Here is a 17,993-nt window from a genome sequence, read left to right as displayed (position 1 = left end):
TGAGTTTTTTAATATCGCAAAGGCGCGAAGGCGCAAAGTTTTTTTTCAGGAATACAAATAAATTTCACGCAGATTTAAAAAGATCTCAGCAGATATGCGTACATATTTTATAAAATCCTTTTAGATCTGCGCAAATCTGCTGAGATCTGCGTGAAACAAACTTTGCGACTTCGCGCCTTTGCGAGCAAATTTCTAAACAGCTTTATTCCCAAAGCTTTGCGAACATCTCATTTTAATCATAACCCAAAAAACTTCGCGCTCTTTGCGTAAAAAACTTTGCGCTCTTTGCGGTTAAACTCAGCAAAAAAGAAAGCAATAAAAAAGGAGCCAAATTGGCTCCTTTCTTTATACTTTAATTAACTGTAGACTTTGTTTTAATTCTGGTTTTCCGACTACGAAATTCAGTAACCACTCTTGCAATTGTTCCATTTCGTATGGTAACAGTGTTTTGATAGCTTTTTCTAACTCTTTGCAGAAAAGTATCGGATCGAAACTAACTCTCTCAAGTATAGATTTCGTGTAATCAAACATCATTTTTGACATAATAAAATAAGATTTTCGGGGGTTATCTATTTTTTTAAACTCGAGCCAAATTTAAACAAATAACTAACATAATTTCTATTTTTAACTTATTATTTTAAAAAATTTAGCAACGAATACGTTTTCTTAAAACATATAAATCAATCTAGAATCATTCTAAACAGCTCATTCTAAACCTTTTTGAAAGCTCGAAACATTTCTCGTTTTCCTGGAGGCCCCGCTAACTTTTCCACTGTAAATCCAACTTCGATCATACTTCTTTTAACAACTCCACGAGCTGCATAAGTCACAAGAACTCCATTTGGCTTTAAACTATTGTACATTTTCTGAAAAATTTCGGTACTCCAAAGCTCCGGTTGCACTCTAAATCCGAAGGCGTCAAAGTAAATCAAATCAAAAATTTCAAAATCGTTTATTTCGTGAAAAAATTGTTTCCTTTTGGTTAACGAGAAACGGCTGCTAATTTCTGCTTTTTTGTCCCACGCTATTTTATGCATTTTTTCAAAAATGTTATGATATTCCAATGCTTCCAGTTCTTTGGCATAATTCATTTCTAAAATTTCATTAGGATCTACAGGATAGGCTTCAACTCCAACATAATCTATATTTTGTTCTTTTCTAACCGATTCCAAAAAAGTAATAAAAGCATTTAATCCAGTTCCAAAACCTATTTCTAATATACTTATAGAATTGTCAAACAATGAAAGCCCATTTTTAATAAAAACATGCTTTGCTTCCTGAATTGCACCGTGTTTAGAATGATAACATTCGTCCCATTCTGGCAAACGAATTGTTGTTGAGCCATCTAGCGTTTTAATTATTTCTCTTTTCACCTTTTTAAGAATTTAACAACGGCTTTTTATTGATTTTCAAGCCATTTTAATATTCAAATTTAGTCAAAACAAATGCGTAAAGCCTTAAAAATTGATAGATTTTTCATAAAATCTTTATAAAAACCAATTAAAAATTTGAGTTTATTATAGGATAAATAAATCTCAGTCAAAACCAGTAAATAATGAATTTTCGCTAAGTATTTTACATATTTTTACTTAATTTTGCATTCAATAAATTCCATTTTACACGATATCATCACTTTATATTTTATAAAAGTGAAAATATCTCACAAAAAACTTACATAACTATGAGTACAACTCAAACGAGCAAAATTGAAATCATTAAAGCTACTTCTACAAAAATAAATGAAGTAGATTTTGAGAACTTAAGTTTTGGTGCTGTATTTACAGACCATTTATTCGAATGCGATTTTAAAAACGGGCAATGGCAAAATCCTGTCATTAAGCCTTATGCTCCTATTTTGATGGATCCATCTTCAAAAGTCTTCCATTACGGACAAGCTATTTTTGAAGGAATGAAAGCTTATAAAGACGAAAGCAACGACATTTGGTTGTTTAGACCAGATGAAAACTACAAACGTTTTAATAGTTCTGCTGTTCGTATGGCAATGCCAGAAATTCCAGAAGCTATTTTTATGGATGGTTTAAATGAATTATTGAAAATTGATCAAGAATGGATTCAGAGAGGAAACGGAGCTAGTATGTACATCCGTCCTTTTATGATTGCGACAGGTCCTGGAGTTATCGCAAATCCTTCTGACGAATATAAATTTATGATTTTACTTTCTCCTGCAAAAGCATATTATGGAGGTGAAGTAAAAGTAATTATTGCTGAACATTACAGTAGAGCGGCAAATGGTGGAATCGGAGCTGCAAAAGCTGCTGGAAACTACGCAGCACAATTTTATCCAACTAACTTGGCAAACAAAGACGGTTTCCAACAAGTTATCTGGACAGATGATGCAACGCACACCAAACTAGAAGAAGCGGGAACAATGAACGTTTTCTTCAGAATTAATGATACTTTACTAACAGCTCCAACAAGCGAAAGAATTTTGGATGGTGTTACTAGAAAAAGTTTGATTGCAATGGCTGAAAAAGAAGGTTTAAAAGTAGAAGTTCGTCCAGTAATTGTTTCAGAATTAGTTGAAGCAGCTAAAAACGGATCTTTGAAAGAAATCTTCGGAGCTGGAACTGCAGCAGTTATCAGCGTTATCAAAGGATTCTCTTATAAAGATGAATATTTTGAAATGGCGCCAATTGAAAATTCGTATGCTTCTTTCTTAAAAGAAAAATTAACAAGTCTTCAAAACAAACTTTCTGAAGATACTTACGGATGGACAGTTAAAGTTCAATAATCCAAAACCGATAATAAAAAGAGAAACCCGATAAATTTAATTTTATCGGGTTTTTTATTTGATATTCTAATCGTCAGATAATATTTAACACATAGAAACATAGATTTTTTTGATCCTTAAAAGAGTACAAAAGAAACTTGTTTTTAACACATAGCTATGTGTATTTATGCAAGTGAAACGCCTTTTACATAATTCAAAACTATGTTTCTATGTGTTTAAAAATTATTTATTACAATAATTTCGAAAAATCAGGTTTAAAATAATTCGGACCTTTCATTACTTTTCCATCTTCGCGATAAATTGGTTTTCCGTCTTGACCCAATTTACTCATATTACTGCGCTGAATTTCATCAAAAACAGCTTCAATTTTATCCTGAAGTCCGTGCTCGATAATCGTTCCGCACAAAATATACATCATATCTCCAAGTGCATCTGCAATTTCGACTAAATCATTATTTTGAACCGCTTCGTAATATTCTTCATTTTCTTCTTTCATTAAATTGTAACGAAGCAACTTTTTCTCTGCTCCTACATCGGCAATTGGGGTTGCACTATGACCAATTTTAAAAGCAGTGTGAAATTCGGTTACGGCATCGAGTTGTTTTCTCATATAGTAGTTTTCTTTTTTTTTGCTAATGTAAGTCTCTTTCGTATAAATATGAAAATTTATTGAACGAAATGAAAAGGCAATTTAGCAGCAAATCGTTTACAAATCTTTAAATTTGCTAAAAATTTTTATATCTATGTTTAGTCAAGGACAAATACTATTTGGAGTGTGTTTTTTTATTGCTTTTGTAATCATAATGATTTTTGCTTATCGAAAAGATCTGAAATTACACAAAGTCTTCTACAAAGGAAATTACAAAGTACTCCTTGCTTTCCTGCTTTTTATTGTGCTTTTGTTTGTAATTAAAATATTTCTAAAGAAATAAATTATTCTGCTTACAATAAAATAAAACCTAATAATTATGGGTTATTAGTAAGACTCATGATAAATTTATAACTTTACCCAATCCAAACAATCTGCCATGAAAATTCTAAAGTATTTATTCCTTTTCGCGTTACTAAGTTTTGTTGCTCTTACTGTTTTTGTTGCTACACAAAAAGGTGATTTTTCTGTAGAAAGAAGTAAAGTTATCAATTCGCCACGCACAACGGTTTATAACTACCTAAATGACTTTAGAAATTACGAAGATTTTGAATCATGGTCTGTAGAAGATCCTTCTATCAAAATGAATTACGCTAATAAAACGAGCGGAAATGGCGCTTCATATTATTGGGATGGCACGGATGGAAAAGGAAATGCTATTATTCTTAAAACAAAAGAGGGAGAAAGCATTGAGCAGAAAATGCAATTTGACGGCACCGAAGCCGATGTAAACTGGACTTTAAAAGATACTTTGAACGGAAAAACAAAAGTTACCTGGAAAGGAAAAGGAACTATGAGTTTTCTATTTAAAATATATACTGCTCTTCATGGAGGTTCGGACAGAGTTATTGGAACTATTTATGAAAAAAGTTTGGCTAATATTGACAAAAATTTAGATTACGAAACTAAAACTTATGCTGTTAAAGTAGATGGAGTGGTTAAGAAAACAGAAACACCTTACATCAAACAGACTTTTACGAGCGAAATTGCCAAAGTAAATAAAAATGCTAGAATTGTAATTCCGAAACTTATTCAGTTTAGTGAAACCAACGGATTATCTGCAATGGGAAAACCATTCATTATTTACCATACTTATGATACGAAAACTGGTTTAGCTAAAATTTCAATCTGTTTACCAATAAATAAAGAAATTTCAACCAGTTCTGGAAGTGATATTTTAGCAGGAAAATTAAATGGTTTTGATGCTGTTAAAACAACTCTTAACGGAGACTACTCTCATAGAAATGAAGCAATTGCCAAAACAACGGCTTACATAAACAACGAAAAGATTATTCCAGATTTAAGCTGGTCGCATCTTGAAATCCTAACGCTAAGCAAATTGGACGTAAAAGCTTCTTCAAAATTGGTAACTGAAATTTATTTTCCAATAAAACCAAAAGTAGTTCCTGTCACTGCAGAACCTGCTTACGCTCCTGTAAACACTAGCACTACTGAAACTCCAAGTGAGCCGCGTACCGAACAACCTCGCACAGAACAGCCACGTACAGAGCCTGTAAAACGCAAATCTGCTCCTACTCCTGCTCCTGCACAAACACCTGCTACTCAAGAAGAAGATTCAGAATTTTAAATAATTTCAAAACGGCATTAAACCTTTTGCCTTAAATTCTGTCTAACTTCTTTAAAAAAGTTTACAAAACAAAAAGTTTGATAGACGAGAAAGAATTTATAAAACAATTATTAACCCCTGAGACGCAAAATTCTGCGTTTCAAAAACTCCTGTCTGATTATCAGAGGCCTTTGTATTCTCATATTCGAAACATTGTTTTGAATCATGATGATGCCGACGATGTATTGCAGAATACTTTTGTAAAAGTCTTTCAAAATCTTAAAAACTTTAAAGGAGAAAGCAAACTTTTTTCCTGGATGTACCGTATTGCCACCAACGAAGCTTTGACTTTTTTATCGCAAAAAGCAAAACTAAGCGGCATTACATCTGAAGCTTTACAAAATAAAACGATCGACAATTTAAAAGCCGATCTTTATTTTGACGGAGATGAGATTCAGATCAAACTTCAAAAAGCAATCGTCACACTTCCAGAAAAACAGCAATTGGTTTTCAAAATGAAATATTTTGAAGAATTGAAATACGAAGAAATTGCAGATATTTTAGGAACATCTGTTGGAGCTCTAAAAGCTTCTTATCATCATGCCGTAAAAAAAATTGAATTATATGTTACATCAAATTAAACCTTTTGTAACAAAAACTATCTTATAAGTATTATGAAAACATTTAAATTAGAAAACGAACCCAAAATAAAATCTGGCTTTAAAGCTCCAGAAAATTATTTTGATACTTTTCAAGAAAAGGTTTTACAGCAATTAAACGAAAAAGAGGTTAAGGTAATTCCTTTTTATAAACGTACAAAAATCATTTCTCTGGCGGCCGCTGCAGTAATTGGTTTTGCATTGCTAATTCCGATTGTTAATCATTATAAAACCAATTCAAATGAACTGGACGAAGCCACTTTAGAGAACTATTTATCTTATCATTCTAATATAAGCCAATACGATTTAATACAAAATTTGGATGACAACGATATTGAAAAATTAGGCAACGATGTTACTCTAGAAGACGAAACACTGGAAGATATCTTAGTTGCAAGTCCAAATATAGAACATCTAATTTCAGAACAAAATTAAATCAACTTAACTCAACAACTCAATAACTTAGCTTAACAATGAAAATAAAAAACATTTTACCACTACTGCTATTTCTGACAAGTTTTTCAATTTTTGCACAAAATGGAAAAATTGATGAAAAGCGAGAAAAAATTAAGGCTTTTAAAGTGTCATTTTTAACAACAGAATTAGAATTGACTTCAACCGAAGCTGAAAAATTCTGGCCCATTTATAATGCTTATGATGATAAACAATACGAATTGAAGTATTTAAAAATGAAAACGTATCTGAGAAAGCTAAAAGATGACAATCTTAAGAATCTTTCTGATAAAGAAGCAACAACATTATTGTCTCAAATAGAAAGTACCGATAAAGAAATTTACCAGCTTCGTGAAAAATACATGAGTAATCTGAAAAAAGTGCTTCCTGCAAAAAAAATATTACTGCTTAAAAAATCTGAAGATGACTTTAATCGAAAGTTATTACAGCAATATCGAGACAAAGCCAATAAAGATTAAACTTAACGAAACAACAGCGATAGGAACCCTATATAATAATACTTACTTTATTATTTAGGGTTCTTGTTTTTTTTATTTAAAGTGAATGCGAAGCATCTTATTGTGTCCTGCAGCAATTGCCGTATTTCTATTAATAAATCGAATAGTAAACAGTTTTGTATCGCTGGACAGCATTGTCCAGGTCTCTCCTCCGTTCTGCGAATACTGAATTCCGCCAGAACCTACACAAACCAATTCTTTCGCGCCGCCACCTGGCACGTATTGCACACAAGAAGCATATCCAAAACCTTGATTCTGACCAATCAGTTCCCAAGTTTTTCCGCCATCTTTAGTAAAAATTTTATTATCTTTTTTTTCCATTGGCGAGTCATAATTTCCCCCTGCGGCAAAACCATGCTTAGAATCGTAGAAATCTGCCGTAAAAATGCCTGTCATTGCTTCTCCCTGTACGATTGGAGTTTCTACAGCTTTCCAAGTTTTTCCTTTATCGCCAGAATAAAACACACGAGATCTTTTTCCGCCAGAAACCAGCCAAGTATCATTTCCTTTAATTACGATGTTTGAATTACTTGCTGCAAAAGCTGCTTCGCCTTGCGCATTTGTTGGGAGTTTATGAGATAATACTTTTGTCCAAGTCTCTCCTCCGTCTCTTGTAATAATAACTGAGAAAGTATCTTCTGTCGGATCTCCAATCGCAATTCCTTCTTTATCATTCCAAAACTGCATGCTATCGTAAAACACTTTCGGATTTACTTCTTTGTAAACCAATTTTACTTTATTTGTTTTCTTAGAGACTTGATATAATAATGCAGGATTTCCAACACTTAGCAGAAAAATATTTTTTGAATTCTGAGCTATGCTTCTAAATTCTAGTTTTAAAGTATCCTTGTAAATATGCTCTTCGAATTTCTTTTTTTTATCTAAATCAAAACATCCAAAACGAGAATTATCTCCTCCGTACCAGATTTTATTTTTATCGATCACGATAGCACGTATACTAATTTTATCCTGAAATAAAGTATCAACTTGAATGGCTATAAAACCATTTTCATAATTTGCTTTATTCTTATTTGTGAATGTTTTAAAGGATACAAACAAAACAAACATGCAAAAAAATAGCGATACTTTTCTCATATAAATAAAAAATTTAGGGTGTTGCTAAAATACAATTAATTCTCACATGGCGAATTAAATTTCGTTTTTTTTCTATAAGAAAATTTAATGATTCATTTACAATTATTTACTTAAAAAATTTATACAATTTCTTTAACTAAAAAACAAAATACTGATAATCAATATTTTAAAATATCGGTTTTGGCAAAATAATTTTATGGCACAGTAATTGGATATCTCATAACACAAAATAATTTAATACAAATTAGCCATGAAAGCGAATTTACTTTTAATAGCATTATCAGCCTTAGTTTTTGGTTCTTGCTCAGCGCAAAGTCAAACTACTGTTTACGCAAAAAACTCAGATATAAGCGATAACTTAGATTTAAGAGCTGTTGCTTCGATGTTTGGAGAATCTGCTAATCTTCAAGATTTTGAAAGACGTTTAAATGATCCTAAATATCAAATATCAAATCTTGACCTTAACGGTGACAATGAAGTAGATTACTTACGTGTAATCGAAAGTGTTGAAAACAGAACTCACGTTATTATCATTCAAGCCGTTTTGGATCGTGATGTTTACCAAGACATTGCTACTATTGATGTAGAGCGAGACAACTACAACAAAGTAAGCGTTCAGGTTGTGGGTAATACTTATTTATATGGTGCAAATTATATTTATGAGCCGGTGTATAGCGTAGTTCCTGTTATCTATACTTCTTTTTGGGTTACCAATTACAGACCTTATTACTCAACTTGGTATTGGGGTTATTACCCAACGTATTACAGAGCATGGAATCCGTATCCAATTTACAGATATAGAAACAATGTAAATGTTTATATTAATGTTAACAATAATTACAACTATGTTAATGTAAGAAGAAGCTACAGAGCTCCAGCAATCTACGAAACAAGACGTACATACGGTTACGAAAGAATGCGTCCGAACTATAGTTTTGCTGAAAGACACGCTAACACAACAAACCGATACGAATTAGATCAGAGACGTGTGGCTAGCAGAGAAACAAGTAGAAATACGTATAACACGAACAGAAATTATACAGGAAGAACAACTTCGACTGATAACAGAACTTCGAACAGAACGTATGCAGAAAACAAAAGTGCAACAAGCAGATCCTCTGTAGACAGAAGCAATACTGCAAACGGAAATACGAATAGAAGCTACAACTCTACAGGAAGAAGTACTGAAACTGTAAATACAGGAAGGAGCACGAATCGTGATTATCAAACGAGAGCTAATAACACTCAAAGAGCAGAAAATACTGCTAGAGTGCAAACTACTCAGAGAGCAGATTACGGAAATAGCAATTCTTCTACCACATCCAGAAGCAGTTCTAATCGAGAGTCATCTGCTCCAAGAGCTGAAAGAAGTTCAAGAAGTTATTCTCAAAACCAATCTAGCAGTTCAAGCAGAGATTATTCTGCGAGACCGCAGCAAAGTCAGCGTTCTGAATCTCCAAGAATGAGTCAAGAAACTTCTAGGGCAAGTCAAGAATCTAGAGGCGGACAAAGTCAAAGAGAAAGCGGATCAAGTTCTAGAAGCAACGGTAGAAGAGGTTAATTTTACAATCATATAATATTCAAAAAGGAAAGCACAATTTTAGGATTGTGCTTTTTTTTATCTTTTTAATTATAATTGCTGCTAATTTGTTTTAAAACAGTAAATTTGCAACCGTCTTTTTATAAAACTATACATGAGCGCATCGCATAAAAACTTACATAGTAAGTTGTCTATTGGGGGTTTATTGATTACTTTAGGGATTATTTATGGAGATATTGGTACTTCTCCATTGTACGTAATGAAGGCTATATTAGGCGATCACACGATAAATGCTGATATTGTTTTAGGAGGTATTTCTTGTGTATTTTGGACGCTGACATTACAAACTACTATTAAATATGTACTTATTACTTTAAGTGCAGACAACCACGGCGAAGGAGGAATTTTTGCCTTGTACGCATTGGTCAAGAAAACAAAAATTCAATGGCTTATAGTGCCCGCCATTATTGGAGGAAGCGCCTTGCTCGCCGACGGAATTATTACCCCGCCGATCTCTATTTCATCTGCTGTAGAAGGAATTAGGGCATTCTACCCAACTATGCAGACGCAAACTATTGTATACATAGTAATTACAATTTTATTCGTTTTATTTACAATTCAGCAATTCGGAACCAAATTGGTTGGTAAATTCTTTGCCCCAATGATGCTAATCTGGTTTGCTATGCTGGGAACTTTAGGAACAATTCAAGTTCTTAATTATCCAGAAGTAATTAAAGCGATTAATCCATACTACGCTTATCATTTATTATCGATACATCCTGATGGTTTCTTCGTTCTTGGTTTTGTATTCTTATGTACAACTGGAGCCGAAGCTTTGTATTCTGACATGGGACACTGCGGAAGAAAAAACATCAGAATCAGCTGGATGTTTGTAAAAACTACATTAGTTTTAAACTACTTTGGACAAGCTGCTTATTTAATTCACCACGAAGGAAGTACATTACAGCAATTGGGCGGAGAAAATGGAAATCCGTTTTACTTAATTATGCCACACTGGTTCTTGCCATTCGGAATTGTAGTTGCAACTCTTGCTGCTGTAATTGCGTCTCAGGCACTTATTTCTGGTTCGTTTACTTTGATTAACGAAGCAATGCGTCTGAATTTCTGGCCAAAAGTAAAAATCAAATACCCAACAGAAGTAAAAGGTCAATTATACATTCCGTCAATTAACTGGTTATTGTTTTTTGGCTGTGTTGGAATCGTTTTACATTTCGAAAAATCAGGAAATATGGAACATGCTTATGGTCTTGCCATTATCTTATGTATGATTATGACAACCATTTTGCTCAACTATTACTTAATCATGAAACGTGTAAAACTGTACTTCATGGTACCGCTTATCACCATTTATTTATTGATTGAGTTTAGCTTCCTTTTTGCTAATATTACCAAATTTGCCGAAGGCGGTTATGTAACTTTAATAATTGCGAGTTTATTGATTTCTGTAATGACAATCTGGTATTTGGCTAAGAAAATCAACAAAAACTACACGAAAGTGGTTAAAATTGATGATTACAAACAAGTTTTAGTAGAATTAAGCCAAGATTTATCGATTCCGAAATATGCTACGCACTTGGTTTATATGACTAATGCAAATCGTGTGGATGAGCTAGAGGAAAAAGTAATTTACTCAATTCTTCAAAAACGTCCGAAAAGAGCTGATATTTATTGGTTTGTTCACGTTAATATTTTGACTGAACCTTATAAAACACAATATAAAGTAACCGAAATCGCAAAAGACGACATCTACAGAATTGACTTTAATTTAGGTTTTAGAGAACCAACTAAAATCAATTTAATGTTTAGAGAAGTTATTAAAGATATGGTAAAACGTGGCGAAGTGGACATTACGAGCCGTTACGAATCGTTGAACAAAAACAATATTATTGGCGACTTTAAATTTGTATTGTCTGAAAAATTCTTATCAAACGACAATGATCTAAGATGGCACGAAAATATTATTATGAATTCGTATTTCTTTATTAAAAAACTGAGTTTGTCTGAAGAAAGAGCTTTTGGCTTAGACAGCAGTTCTGTTAAAGTAGAGAAATTCCCAATGGTGCTTCATGCTCCAGAAAATATTGGATTAACGAGAATTATTCCTAAAGAATAAATTTCAAGATATATTCATAAAAAACACTCTAAATTAGAGTGTTTTTTTTTCTTTTAATGAGAGTCAGAATAAGATTCGATATTAAAAATTTAACTTTCAATCAATTAATAGTACCTTTGCACTTCAAATACATAAAATGAGATTACACAGAAATTTAGTTTATACTACCATAGATTCGTTAAATGCTATTTTTAACGAAGGAGAATATGCAGATAAAGTGGTAGCAAGAGCATTAAAAAAAGACAAGCGCTGGGGAAGCTCAGATAGGAAGTTTGTTGCTGAAACAATATACGAAATAGTTCGTTGGAAACGATTATACGCTGAAATTGCCGAAGTAAAAGAACCTTACGACAGAGACAATCTATGGAGAATGTTTGCCGTTTGGGCTGTTTTACGTGGTTATCCAATTCCAGATTGGAGACAATTAGAAGGAACTCCGGAAAGAAAAATCAAAGGCCGTTTTGACGAATTATCTAAAAACAGAGCTTTAAAAGAATCTATTCCAGATTGGATGGATGAATTGGGAGTAAAAGAATTAGGCGAACAAGTTTGGTCTAAAGAAATTGCTGCTCAAAATCAGCCTGCAAAAGTTATTTTGAGAACAAACACTTTAAAAGGAACCAAAGAAAGCCTTAGAAATACATTAATGGATTTAAATATTGAAACAGAATATTTAAAAGACCAACCAGAAGCTCTTGTTTTAAAAGAAAGAGCGAATGTATTTTTAACAGACGCTTTTAAACAAGGTTTATTTGAAGTTCAAGATGCCAATTCACAATTGGTTGCAGGTTTTCTAGACGTAAAACCGGGAATGCGCGTGGTAGATACTTGTGCAGGTGCAGGAGGAAAAACATTGCACATGGCTTCTTTGATGGAAAACAAAGGACAATTGATTGCAATGGACTTGTATGAAAGTAAATTGAAGCAATTAAAATTGAGAGCTAAAAGAAACGGAGCTTTTAATATCGAATACCGCATCATCGACAGCACAAAAGTGATTAAAAAACTGCACGAAAAAGCAGATCGTGTTTTAATCGATGCGCCTTGCAGCGGATTAGGTGTTTTAAAAAGAAATCCAGATTCTAAATGGAAATTACAGCCAGAATTTATCGACAACATTCGTAAAGTTCAGAGCGAGGTTTTAGAAAGCTATTCTAAAATTGTAAAACCAGGAGGAAAATTGGTTTACGCAACTTGTTCTGTTTTACCATCAGAAAATCAAGAGCAGGTGGAAAAATTCTTAAAAACAGAAATCGGAAAACAGTTTACTTTTGTTGAAGATCGTAAAATGTTGGCTTCAGAATCTGGTTTTGATGGATTCTATATGGCGCTAATGGAACGTAAAAAATAAATTTAAATTCCAATATTTTAAATTCCAAATTCCAATCTTCTTGGAATTAAAATCCCAAATTTCAATCTGAGTTATTGAAATTTGGGATTTTTTATTTTTCAGTTCAACTTTTCCAAAGTTTAAAACTTTGACAAAATTCTAACTCAAAGCATTGGAATTTGGAATTTAAAAATTGGAATTTCTTTAAATATTATTCCTGTAAAGTTGGCTTACGTAAAAGTTTCCCATTTTCATTTTCTTTGAATTTCGACACAAAAACAATTTCTTTTGGTTTTTCAAATTTCCCTAAATCATCAAAGAAATCAGGAGCAAATTCTTGTTTTTCACCTTCAATAACCAAAACTAATCTTTCTCCTAAAGTTGTATCTGGAAGCCCGGTTACAAAAAATCTATTCGCAATTTTGCCAATCAATTTTGCTTCGATCTGTTCTGGAATCAGCTTCACTCCTCCGCTATTGATTACGTTGTCAATTCGACCTAAAAATTTAAATTGCTGTTCACTTAGCAATTCAACTAAATCATTAGTCACAATTGGTTCGTCAGAAATTGTAGCCACATGAATAACCAGACATTGACGATCATCCTGCGCTATTTTTACATTTGGAAGAATCGAAAAAACATTATCACCCAAACGTTTCGCTGCAATGTGGGTAATGGTTTCCGTCATTCCATACGTTTCATAAATCTCTGTTTTAAACGGTAAAAGTTCTGCTTCTAAGGCACTATCCAATTTTGCTCCGCCAATAATTAATTTACGAATATTATGCAGCTTATCAATAGAGTTCTGAACTTGCAAAGGTACCATAGCAACAAAATCATAAGTTCGCGAATTGAACGCAAGTGGCGTAACACTGGGAGCAACGATATCTAATTCTAATCCTAAAATTAAACTTCTTACGAGCATCATTTTTCCCGCAATAAACTGTGTCGGAAGGCATAATAAGGCTTTGTCTCCTGGTTTTAAACCAAAAAAATCGCCCGTTGCCAGAGCCGACTGTATCATAGCTTGTTTTTTCAATCTGACTAGTTTTGGAAGACCTGTTGTTCCAGAAGTTGTCATTTCGATATAATCTTTTTTATCAAACCAATCCAAAAAGAATTCTCCGATTGATTTTTCATAAGCATCACCTTCTTTCACATAACTATATGCAACTTGGCAAACATCTTTTGCGTTTAAATGATAGCCGTTTAATTTGAAATAATTGTGAACTTTATTCTGAGTTAAGTTTAGCATATTCTTAAGCTTTTAATTCGACATTACTAATTTTTCCAGTTAGTTTCTCTTTCCAATTTTTCCAGCCATATTTTTTACTAAAAATAAAAAGCAAAATAGGATAAACGATAACAACAGGAAGAATTACATCTATTCCTGCTGAAGGTTCTGAAAGATCTTTAAAAATAGAATGGGTTTGAAAAACGGTCCAATCTGAGGTAACCAATAACGCTCCTACAAGATTGTTTGCGGCATGAAATCCGAGTGCTAGCTCCATTCCTTCATCCATCAAGGTGATTACACCTAAAAATAATCCAGTTCCTATATAATAAATCATGATAATATTTCCCATTTTGGCAACCTCAGGATTTGTCCAGTGCATAGAACCAAATATAAGAGAAGTCATCAGCAGCGGAAACCATCTGTTTCGGGACAAATTGGCAAATCCTTGCATGAGATATCCTCTAAAAACATATTCTTCTGTACTAGTTTGAATTGGAATTAAAATAGTTCCTACCACAACCAATATTAAAAAAGGAACTAATTTAAATTGCAACACAAACTGTTCTGGAGCTCTTAAATACACAAATAAAAAACTGAGTACTGAAAAAAATGCCCAAACAAAGAAGGAAAACCAGATTCGTTTCCAATCGACTTTAGGCCTAGAAGTAGTAACCGACAATAGAGTTTGATGATGAATATATTTTACAACAAAATAAATTCCAGCAAAGGCAAAAATGAAGGAAATCATTACTAGAAAAAGAGTGATATTCGATTCAAACATTTTCATAACTCCTTCATTGGTCGTTGGAAAAGCAATATGTTCAGCGTATGTTTTGTAAAATACAGCAGCTGTAATTGGAATTTGCCCCACAAAAGACGCTGAAATAATAAAGAGAGATCCTAAAAGATATTTCCAAAATTTATTTTCAGGTTTAATTCCTTGTTCTAAAAACATAAATTTAAAATTTTAAAAAAAATGAGAATTCAAATTCGATAAGTTAATCTTACTTTTGATATTGCTAAAATACCCCTTTTTTATCTTACAAATATTTGAAATATCTAAATATAACAAAATGATACAAATTTACCATAATCCGAGATGCGGAAAATCAAGAAATTGCCTTGCTTTTATAGAAGAATCAAATCAAGATTTTGAAATTATACCTTACTTAACCCAAACTCCTACATTTGAACAGCTGAAAAAATTATTAGGCCAGTTAAATCTTGAACCTATTGAGCTTATTCGAACTAAAGAAAAAATCTGGATTGAAAATTTTAAAGGCAAAACCTTGAGTAACGATGATATCATTAATGCAATGGTCGAAAATCCAATTTTAATCGAGCGCCCGATTGTTGTAAAAGACGGAAAAGCCATAATTGGCCGAGATCCAGAATTGGTTGCTTCTTTTTTAGATTGATTCTAAAATATTCAATTAACATTTTTTTGTGATTTCTCTCTTTAAACCAAAAGCTACATTTGCCGTCTAAAGAAAGAAAAGCCAGAAAATGAAAAAAATCAAATTTGCTGTATTACTTGTATTCTTGTTTACAAGTTTTTACAATTACTCTCAACAAGGAAGCCCAGGTGGCAAAAATAAAGTAAAAGTCACCGGAAAAGTTTTTGAAAAAGTTAGCAAACAGCCTTTAGAATATGCTACTATTTCGATTACTGCCCCAAATGACACAAAAGTTGTCGCTGGAGGAATTACAAACCCAAAAGGAGAATTTGAAGTTGCTGTTGCACCTGGAACTTACGATATAAAAGTTGAATTTATTTCGTTTAAATCAACTGAAATTAAGCAGAAAAGCATCCAAAGTGACACTAATTTAGGCGTCATAAATCTATCAGAAGATGCTGCGCAATTAAACGAAGTTGTAATTCGCGCAGAAAAATCGACTGTTGAGATTAAACTGGACAAAAAGGTATACAACGTTGGTCAGGATATGATTGTAAAAGGCGGAAGCGTAAGCGATGTTCTGGACAACGTTCCGTCTGTTTCTGTTGATACTGAAGGAAATGTAAGTTTAAGAGGAAGCGATAATATTCGTATTTTGATTGACGGCAGACCTTCACAAGCCATCAACATGGCAGAAGCTTTAAGACAGCTTCCTGCCGATGCAATTGATAAAGTCGAAGTTATCACAAATCCATCTGCACGTTATGATGCCGAAGGAGGATCTGGAATTATTAATATTGTTCTTAAAAAAGGTAAAAACCAAGGTTTTAACGGAACTTTGATTGCATCAACAGGTTTACCTGAAACGTATGGTTTAAGTGGAAATTTAAATTATAAAACAGAGAAACTAAACTACTTCACAACAGCTGGATACAACTATAGAACAACTGAAGGAGCTGGTAAAACAAATTCTGAATATTTCGACACAAACGGAAACACAACAAGCTTCTTAGACGAAACTCGTGACACCAAACGTACCCGAAACGGATTTAACGGAAGAGCTGGTGTCGAATGGACGCTTACTCCAACAACTTTCTGGACAAACGCCATCAATTACCAAAAAAATAATGGTGACGACCGAGATTTGATCAATTACTATAATTATGATGCTGGCCGAAATTTTACAGGAACAACTTATCGTTTAAACAACGCAGATACCGGCAGCGAAAATGTTGAATTTACTTCCAACTTAATTAAAAATTTCAACGATAAAGGACACAAGCTTACTGCAGATTTATCTATTTCAAGAAATACAGACGATAGCAATAGTGTAATCGAAGACTCTCCAAGATTTGATACCACATTAAATGATCAGATTCAGAAACAAGTTCTTTTTCAAGCAGATTACGTATTGCCTTTAGGTGAAGGCAGCCAATTTGAAGCGGGATACAAAGGAAGTTTTGGTGACTTAAACAACGTTTATAATGTAACGGATGATGCTGGTGTTGTAAATCCTAATTTATCTAATACTTTAGAGTATAAAGAAAACATCAACGCACTTTATACGCAATACGGTTTCAAAGTAAATAAGTTTTCTTATTTATTTGGTTTGAGATGGGAAGACACAAATATTCAAGTTAACTTGTTAGATAACAGCGATTTCAATACTAAAAAATACAACAACTTATTCCCAAGTGCTTTTATTAGCTACGAAATCTCAGATCAAAGCAATTTCTCAGCAAGTTACAGCAAACGTTTGTCTCGACCAAGAGGACGTTTTATGAACCCTGCTGTAAATTATGCAAGTAACATCAACATCTTTCAAGGAAATCCAGACTTAGATCCTTCTTTAACAGACAAATATGACATTGGTTATATCAAAAGATGGGACAAAGTAACTTTCAATACATCTGCTTATTTTGAAGACACGAAAGACGTTTTCAGCTTTGTACGTTCTCCTACAGGAGATGAAGTAAACGGAATTCCTGTAATTAAAAGTTCACCGATCAATTTAGGAAAAGAGCAAAAATTTGGTTTCGAATTTACATTCAATTACACGCCATACAAATGGTGGAAATTAAACAGTAACTTCAACTTTTTTAACGTAAAAACAACTGGAAGCTATAGCTATACAGATACTCAAGGAAATGACATTTTTCAAGATTTAGACAATCAAGCCAATTCTTGGTTTGCAAGGATAAACTCTAAAGTTACACTTCCGTACAAAATTGACTGGCAGCTAACTGCAATGTACAACGGAGAACAAAAAACTGCTCAAGGTAAAAACTTAGGCCAATTCGGAATGAATACCGCTTTCAGCAAAGACGTTCTTAAAGATAAAGCAACAATTGCTTTCAACATTAGCGACGTTTTCAATTCTAGAAAGATGAGATCATACACCTATTTAGACAATGTAAATTCATATAACGAATTCCAATGGCGTAAACGTCAGTTTAATTTATCGTTCACTTACCGTTTTAATAAACCAAAAAGTGAAAGAGATAAAAATGCTCCTAGAAACAATGACGGCGGTGGCGAAGGCGGTGGAGAATTTCCGGGATAAACTTTTTGAAATCCCAATATTTGAAATTCCAAATTCCAATACTGGATTAAAATTCCAAAAAATAAAATTCCAAATTCCAATATTGGATATATAAATAAA

Annotated in this window: 16 protein-coding genes; 10 read left to right on the top strand and 6 right to left on the bottom strand. The window is 33.0% G+C overall.

What is annotated here, in order from left to right:
- Positions 1–345: 345 nt before the first annotated feature.
- Positions 346–543, bottom strand: a complete 198-nt coding sequence (locus tag EG814_RS06660) for a hypothetical protein (protein ID WP_095928926.1) — start codon at positions 541–543, stop codon at positions 346–348.
- Between the two features lie 167 nt (positions 544–710).
- Complete coding sequence (gene mnmD, locus EG814_RS06655) at positions 711–1,373, bottom strand: tRNA (5-methylaminomethyl-2-thiouridine)(34)-methyltransferase MnmD (protein ID WP_125720169.1); 663 nt, start codon at positions 1,371–1,373, stop codon at positions 711–713.
- A gap of 308 nt (positions 1,374–1,681) precedes the next feature.
- Here mnmD and EG814_RS06650 point away from each other — a divergent pair, with 308 nt between their 5' ends.
- Positions 1,682–2,752 carry a branched-chain amino acid aminotransferase gene (locus tag EG814_RS06650; RefSeq protein WP_125720167.1) on the top strand — a complete coding sequence of 357 codons (1,071 nt, stop codon included), beginning with the start codon at positions 1,682–1,684 and terminating at the stop codon, positions 2,750–2,752.
- Positions 2,753–2,981: 229 nt separating this feature from the next.
- Here the strand turns inward: EG814_RS06650 and EG814_RS06645 are convergent, their stop codons facing one another.
- Positions 2,982–3,362 carry a pyrophosphohydrolase domain-containing protein gene (locus tag EG814_RS06645; protein ID WP_125720165.1) on the bottom strand — a complete coding sequence of 127 codons (381 nt, stop codon included), beginning with the start codon at positions 3,360–3,362 and terminating at the stop codon, positions 2,982–2,984.
- Positions 3,363–3,780: 418 nt separating this feature from the next.
- On the opposite strand from EG814_RS06645, the gene EG814_RS06635 reads away from it, so the two are divergent.
- From EG814_RS06635 to EG814_RS06620, 4 genes are all read left to right on the top strand, one after another.
- Positions 3,781–4,989, top strand: coding sequence for an SRPBCC family protein (locus EG814_RS06635; RefSeq protein WP_125720161.1), 1,209 nt, complete (start codon positions 3,781–3,783; stop codon positions 4,987–4,989).
- Between the two features lie 77 nt (positions 4,990–5,066).
- Entirely contained in the window at positions 5,067–5,609 is a 543-nt protein-coding gene (locus EG814_RS06630; protein WP_125720159.1) for an RNA polymerase sigma factor, read from the top strand.
- 33 nt (positions 5,610–5,642) lie between these two features.
- Positions 5,643–6,062 carry a hypothetical protein gene (locus EG814_RS06625; RefSeq protein WP_125720157.1) on the top strand — a complete coding sequence of 140 codons (420 nt, stop codon included), beginning with the start codon at positions 5,643–5,645 and terminating at the stop codon, positions 6,060–6,062.
- A gap of 38 nt (positions 6,063–6,100) precedes the next feature.
- Positions 6,101–6,559 carry a sensor of ECF-type sigma factor gene (locus EG814_RS06620; protein WP_125720155.1) on the top strand — a complete coding sequence of 153 codons (459 nt, stop codon included), beginning with the start codon at positions 6,101–6,103 and terminating at the stop codon, positions 6,557–6,559.
- Between the two features lie 72 nt (positions 6,560–6,631).
- Here EG814_RS06620 and EG814_RS06615 read toward each other — a convergent pair whose 3' ends face one another.
- Positions 6,632–7,693, bottom strand: coding sequence for a WD40/YVTN/BNR-like repeat-containing protein (locus EG814_RS06615; protein ID WP_125720153.1), 1,062 nt, complete (start codon positions 7,691–7,693; stop codon positions 6,632–6,634).
- A gap of 250 nt (positions 7,694–7,943) precedes the next feature.
- On the opposite strand from EG814_RS06615, the gene EG814_RS06610 reads away from it, so the two are divergent.
- The 3 genes from EG814_RS06610 (at position 7,944) to EG814_RS06600 (ending at position 12,718) form a co-directional block, all read left to right on the top strand.
- Positions 7,944–9,254, top strand: coding sequence for a hypothetical protein (locus EG814_RS06610; protein WP_125720151.1), 1,311 nt, complete (start codon positions 7,944–7,946; stop codon positions 9,252–9,254).
- A gap of 133 nt (positions 9,255–9,387) precedes the next feature.
- Positions 9,388–11,367, top strand: coding sequence for a KUP/HAK/KT family potassium transporter (locus EG814_RS06605; RefSeq protein WP_125720149.1), 1,980 nt, complete (start codon positions 9,388–9,390; stop codon positions 11,365–11,367).
- A 136-nt stretch (positions 11,368–11,503) separates the two neighbouring features.
- A complete protein-coding gene (locus EG814_RS06600; RefSeq protein WP_125720147.1) occupies positions 11,504–12,718 on the top strand; it encodes an RsmB/NOP family class I SAM-dependent RNA methyltransferase in 1,215 nt (404 codons plus the stop codon).
- A 190-nt stretch (positions 12,719–12,908) separates the two neighbouring features.
- Here EG814_RS06600 and EG814_RS06595 read toward each other — a convergent pair whose 3' ends face one another.
- A complete protein-coding gene (locus EG814_RS06595; protein ID WP_125720145.1) occupies positions 12,909–13,952 on the bottom strand; it encodes an AMP-binding protein in 1,044 nt (347 codons plus the stop codon).
- A gap of 4 nt (positions 13,953–13,956) precedes the next feature.
- Entirely contained in the window at positions 13,957–14,889 is a 933-nt protein-coding gene (locus EG814_RS06590; protein WP_125720143.1) for a CPBP family intramembrane glutamic endopeptidase, read from the bottom strand.
- A 118-nt stretch (positions 14,890–15,007) separates the two neighbouring features.
- Here EG814_RS06590 and arsC point away from each other — a divergent pair, with 118 nt between their 5' ends.
- Together arsC and EG814_RS06580 are read left to right on the top strand one after the other, a co-directional pair.
- On the top strand, positions 15,008–15,352 hold the full coding sequence (gene arsC / locus EG814_RS06585) for an arsenate reductase (glutaredoxin) (protein WP_125720141.1): 345 nt from the start codon (positions 15,008–15,010) through the stop codon (positions 15,350–15,352).
- A gap of 88 nt (positions 15,353–15,440) precedes the next feature.
- Positions 15,441–17,894, top strand: coding sequence for an outer membrane beta-barrel family protein (locus EG814_RS06580; protein WP_125720139.1), 2,454 nt, complete (start codon positions 15,441–15,443; stop codon positions 17,892–17,894).
- Positions 17,895–17,993: the final 99 nt, after the last annotated feature.

It is taken from the genome of Flavobacterium ustbae (assembly GCF_003946915.1).
Lineage (GTDB): Bacteria > Bacteroidota > Bacteroidia > Flavobacteriales > Flavobacteriaceae > Flavobacterium > Flavobacterium ustbae.
This window is presented reverse-complemented; position numbering and strand designations above follow the sequence as displayed.

What these genes read in the sequence shown, in the direction of transcription:
- EG814_RS06580 (WP_125720139.1), top strand. Translation starts at nt 15,441, where the DNA reads ATGAAAAAAATCAAATTTGCTGTATTACTTGTATTCTTGTTTACAAGT.
- EG814_RS06610 (WP_125720151.1), top strand. Translation starts at nt 7,944, where the DNA reads ATGAAAGCGAATTTACTTTTAATAGCATTATCAGCCTTAGTTTTTGGT.
- EG814_RS06615 (WP_125720153.1), bottom strand. Translation starts at nt 7,693, where the DNA reads ATGAGAAAAGTATCGCTATTTTTTTGCATGTTTGTTTTGTTTGTATCC.
- EG814_RS06600 (WP_125720147.1), top strand. Translation starts at nt 11,504, where the DNA reads ATGAGATTACACAGAAATTTAGTTTATACTACCATAGATTCGTTAAAT.
- EG814_RS06605 (WP_125720149.1), top strand. Translation starts at nt 9,388, where the DNA reads ATGAGCGCATCGCATAAAAACTTACATAGTAAGTTGTCTATTGGGGGT.
- EG814_RS06650 (WP_125720167.1), top strand. Translation starts at nt 1,682, where the DNA reads ATGAGTACAACTCAAACGAGCAAAATTGAAATCATTAAAGCTACTTCT.
- EG814_RS06590 (WP_125720143.1), bottom strand. Translation starts at nt 14,889, where the DNA reads ATGTTTTTAGAACAAGGAATTAAACCTGAAAATAAATTTTGGAAATAT.
- EG814_RS06660 (WP_095928926.1), bottom strand. Translation starts at nt 543, where the DNA reads ATGTCAAAAATGATGTTTGATTACACGAAATCTATACTTGAGAGAGTT.
- EG814_RS06620 (WP_125720155.1), top strand. Translation starts at nt 6,101, where the DNA reads ATGAAAATAAAAAACATTTTACCACTACTGCTATTTCTGACAAGTTTT.
- EG814_RS06645 (WP_125720165.1), bottom strand. Translation starts at nt 3,362, where the DNA reads ATGAGAAAACAACTCGATGCCGTAACCGAATTTCACACTGCTTTTAAA.
- EG814_RS06625 (WP_125720157.1), top strand. Translation starts at nt 5,643, where the DNA reads ATGAAAACATTTAAATTAGAAAACGAACCCAAAATAAAATCTGGCTTT.
- EG814_RS06595 (WP_125720145.1), bottom strand. Translation starts at nt 13,952, where the DNA reads ATGCTAAACTTAACTCAGAATAAAGTTCACAATTATTTCAAATTAAAC.
- arsC (WP_125720141.1), top strand. Translation starts at nt 15,008, where the DNA reads ATGATACAAATTTACCATAATCCGAGATGCGGAAAATCAAGAAATTGC.
- EG814_RS06635 (WP_125720161.1), top strand. Translation starts at nt 3,781, where the DNA reads ATGAAAATTCTAAAGTATTTATTCCTTTTCGCGTTACTAAGTTTTGTT.